The sequence below is a fragment of the Rhodopseudomonas pentothenatexigens genome (genome assembly GCF_900218015.1).
GTDB lineage: Bacteria > Pseudomonadota > Alphaproteobacteria > Rhizobiales > Xanthobacteraceae > Rhodopseudomonas > Rhodopseudomonas pentothenatexigens.
This window is the reverse complement of the sequence record NZ_UFQQ01000058.1, coordinates 1-4,538: the sequence shown is the minus strand read 5'-3', so window position 1 is coordinate 4,538 and position 4,538 is coordinate 1. Positions and strand designations below refer to the sequence as shown.

2 protein-coding genes are annotated in these 4,538 nt (G+C 67.9%); both read left to right on the top strand.

Annotation, left to right across the window (positions count from 1 at the left end; genetic code table 11):
* Positions 1-649: calcium-binding protein (locus DWA33_RS24750; protein WP_147270306.1), on the top strand; the 649-nt coding region annotated here is incomplete at its 5' end.
* 212 nt (positions 650-861) lie between these two features.
* Positions 862-4,538, top strand: a 3,677-nt coding sequence (locus tag DWA33_RS24745; RefSeq protein ID WP_244601395.1) for a glycerophosphodiester phosphodiesterase family protein, incomplete at its 3' end; no start/stop codon positions are given.

The window sequence follows — 4,538 nt, the reverse complement described above, 5'->3', positions numbered from 1 at the left end:
CGGCATCGGCACCGACACCTTCAGCGGGATCGAGAGCATCCTGTTCGGAGCCGGCGCCGACCAGATCACCGGCAGCAACGGCGACGACACCATCGACGGCGGTGCCGGCAACGACACCATCAAGGGCGGCAACGGCGACGACACGCTGTCCGGCGGCGAGGGTGACGACAATATCGACGGCGGCTCCGGCGACGACATCGTCAACGGCGGCGTCGGCAACGACACGCTGAAGGGCGGCTCGGGCAACGACGTGATCGCGGCCGGCGACGGCAACGACAGCGTCGATGCGGGCTCCGGCGACGACACCGTCAACGGCGGTCTCGGCAACGACACGCTGAAGGGCGGATCGGGCGCCGATATCATCATCGGCGATGCCGGCGACGACATCCTGACCGGCGGTTCCGGCGCGGACGTGTTCGTGTTCGCCGCCGGCTTCGGCCACGACAGCGTCACCGACTTCACCCTGAACGGCTCGTCGGCGGACCTGCTGCAGTTCTCGACCGACGTGTTCGCCGACTTCGCCGATGTGATGTCGCACAGCGCCCAGGTCGGCGGCAGCGTGGTGGTGACCCTGGACGCCGACAACAGCATCACGCTGGCCAACGTCCAGATGACCTCGCTGACCGCGGACGACTTCCGCTTCGTCTGAGCGACTAATCGTCCCCACCCGAACGAAGGGAGCGCCGATCGGCGCTCCCTTCACGACGTTTCCGGCGTCGTGCAAACGCGGCGGCTCGGCCGCGGGCACGTCATCGGAATCGCTGACAGACGTCAATCCGCCGATGCAGATCGGCAGGTCGAGAACGCGTCCGCCGCCCCGCTGCGGTCGCCGCAGATGCCACCGTCCCAGGAAAGCTCATCATGTCTGATATCGTTCTTCTCGCGCATCGCGGCAGCAACCCCTATCCGGATCATTCGCGTGACGCCTATGTCTGGGCGATCGATTGCGGCGCCGACTTCATCGAGCCGGATCTCTATCTGACCAAGGATGGGGTGTTGGTCTCCAGCCACGACAACCACAATTATTCCAATCTGAGCTATGCCGAGGCGAAGGCCCTCGAACCGTCGCTGCTGACGTTCGGAGAGATCATCGAACTCGTGAAGGCGATGTCGATCGAGACCGGCCGCGACGTCGGCATCGTTCCCGAGACCAAGAGCACGGACTACGCCACCAGCGAAGCCGTGATCAAGGAGTTGATCGCCCACGACTTCACCGATCCGGACCAGGTCGTGATCCAGAGTTTTGCGTCGACCAATTTGCAGCAATTGCACGACACCATCATGCCGCAATACGGCGTCGAAATTCCGCTGGCCTACCTCGGCAGCGGCATTGCGAATCCGAGTCAGATCGCGACCTTCGCGGACTACGCCGCGCCCAGCGTCGGCTCGTTCACCGCGGCCGACGTCGCGGCCGCGCATGCCGCCGGCCTCAAGGTGGTGGCCTGGACGATTCTCGGGGCCCGTGCCGACATCCAGAGCCTGATCGACATGGGCGTGGACGCGGTGTTCGTCGACGATACCCGGTTCGCCCGCGCCAGCATCGAGGCGATCGCCGGCGCCAACGTCGTCTACGGAACGCCGGCAACGGACCGCACCTCCGGCAGCGCCGGCAACGACGTCGTGTACGCCATGCAGGACGACGACATCGTGTGGTCCGGGAACGGCGACGATCTGGTCTATGGCGACGGCGGGGACGACGCTCTGTTCGGCGGCGCCGGCGACGACATCCTGGTCGGCGGTGCGGGCACCGACCTGGTGTCCGGCGAGGCCGGGAGCGACGTTCTCGACGGTGGCGCCGGCAACGACGTCGTTCTGGCGAGCGGCGACACCGTGCTGTTCCGCCGTGGCTCGGGCATCGACCTCGTCGCGCTCGACGCCGCCAGCACCATCGACTTCCAGGACATCGACTCGCGCGCCATCACGGTGATACGCGACGGCGCCCATCTGGTCGTCCGCATCGGCGACGACGCGCTGGTGATCCGCAACGGCGCAGGCGATGCCGCGAGCCTGCCCGTCGCGGTGAGTTTTGCCGACGGCGTGACGCTCACCGCCACCGAATTGCTGGCGCGTGCCACGAGCGGCACCGACGCCGGTGTCGCCGCCGCGCTGCCGGCGCTCGAACAGCTGCTCGCGGCTGCGCCCGATCTCGCCGTCGCGCCGCCTGTGGTCGTCGAGACCAACCTCGTCGTCAACGGCGGCTTCGAGGACCTGACCGGCGCCAATGACGGGGCGAGCTGGGGCTATCGCAACACCAATCCGGCCGGCGTCGTTCCCGGATGGATCAATCGCGGCGACACCCGCGCGGAGGTTCACAAGGATACGGTCGGCGGCATCGGCGCGGCGGAAGGAACCTACTGGTTCGACATGGAAGGCGCGCCCAAGAACGCCAAACTGGTGCAGACCGTCGCCGGCGTCGAACAGGGCGCGACCTATCAGCTCAGCTTCAGGATCGCCGACACCGACACCGCCCAGGCGACCGACTCCGTCAAGGTCTATTGGGGCGGCGAACTGATCTATACGGGCACGCCGAAGAACATATGGCAGGAGATCACCATCGACGTGATCGGCGGCGCCGGCGATGGCTCCAACGCGCTGACCTTCGAAAGCGTGACGCCGAGTCCGAACGGCGCCGGCGTGGCGCTCGACGACGTGGCGCTGATCCGGCTGCAGGAGAACCCCAACCTGATCGTGAACGGCAGCTTCGAGGACCTCACCGGCGCCAACAACGGCAACTGGAGCGGCGACTGGGGCTACCGCAACAACAGCGGCGTCATTCCGGGCTGGACCCAGGTCGAAACCTCCGCCGGCGGCCGCGCCGAACTGCATTTCGACACCCAGAACGGCGTGTCGGCCGCGGACGGCAATGTCTGGTTCGACATGGACGGCTACGGCAACAACGCCAGGCTGGTGCAGACCGTCGCCGGCGTCGAGGCCGGCGCCACCTACCGGCTGACCTTCTCGATCGCTGACGCCGACGCCAGAACCATCGACGACGGCGTGCGCGTCTATTGGGGCGGCCAGATCGTCTATGATGGCGTGCCGACCGGCATCTGGCAGACGATCACCATCGAGGTCGTGGGCAATGCCGGCGACGGCACCAATCAGCTGATCTTCCAGGGCACCGAAACCAGCCTGAACGGTTACGGCGCCGCGCTCGACGATATCTCGCTGCGCAAGATCGCCGATGCGCCGCCGCCCAACACCGCGCCGGCCGCGGCCGACGACGGCGCTCTGGCGACCGCATTCGGTGCGGCGCTGACCATCGCTGCGGACACCTTGCTGGCCAATGATACGGATGCCGACGGCGACGCGCTGGTGATCCTGTCGGTGGCGGCCGGCGTCGGCGGCACGGTCGCGCTGGACGCCGACCGCAACGTCGTCTTCACCCCGGCCGAGGGCTTTTCGGGCGAGGCGTCGTTCAGCTATGTGGTGTCCGACGGCCGAGGCGGCACCGCCACGGCGGACGTCACCGTCGTGGTGGCGCGGCGGGTGCTCTCGGGCACGCCCGGCGACGACGTGATCATCAGCACGTCCGGCGACGATGTGATCGACGGTGGCGATGGCGTCGACACCGTGAGCTACGCGGCGGCGGCTGCAGGCGTCGAAGTCGACCTCGCGGTCGGCATCGCCTCCGGTGACGGCAACGATACGCTGTCGAACATCGAGTCGGTGATCGGCTCGGCGCATGACGACCGACTGAGCGGCAACGACGCCGCCAATCTGCTGGACGGCGGCGATGGTGACGACCTGCTGATCGGCGGAGATGGCGCCGACACGCTGACCGGCGGTCTCGGCGACGACGTGCTGCGCGGCGGCGCCGGTGACGACACCATCGACGGCGGTGCGGGCTTCGACACGCTCGACCTGTCGGACGCCACCGGCGCGGTGACGGTCAACTACGCGACCGGCACGGCGAGCGGCGCCGGCATCGGCACCGACCACTTCAGCGGGATCGAGAGCATCCTGTTCGGAGCCGGCGCCGACCAGATCACCGGCAGCAACGGCGACGACACCATCGACGGCGGCGCCGGCAACGACACCATCAAGGGCGGCAACGGCGACGACACGCTGTCCGGCGGCGAGGGTGACGACAATATCGACGGCGGCTCCGGCGACGACATCGTCAACGGCGGCGTCGGCAACGACACGCTGAAGGGCGGCTCGGGCAACGACGTGATCGCGGCCGGCGACGGCAACGACAGCGTCGATGCGGGCTCCGGCGACGACATCGTCAATGGCGGTCTCGGCAACGACACGCTGAAGGGCGGATCGGGCGCCGACGTCATCATCGGCGATGCCGGCGACGACATCCTGACCGGCGGTTCCGGCGCGGACGTGTTCGTGTTCGCCGCCGGCTTCGGCCACGACAGCGTCACCGACTTCACCCTGAACGGCTCGTCGGCGGACCTGCTGCAGTTCTCGACCGACGTGTTCGCCGACTTCGCCGATGTGATGTCGCACAGCGCCCAGGTCGGCGGCAGCGTGGTGGTGACGCTCGACGCCGACAACAGCATCACGCTGGCCAACGTCCAGATGAG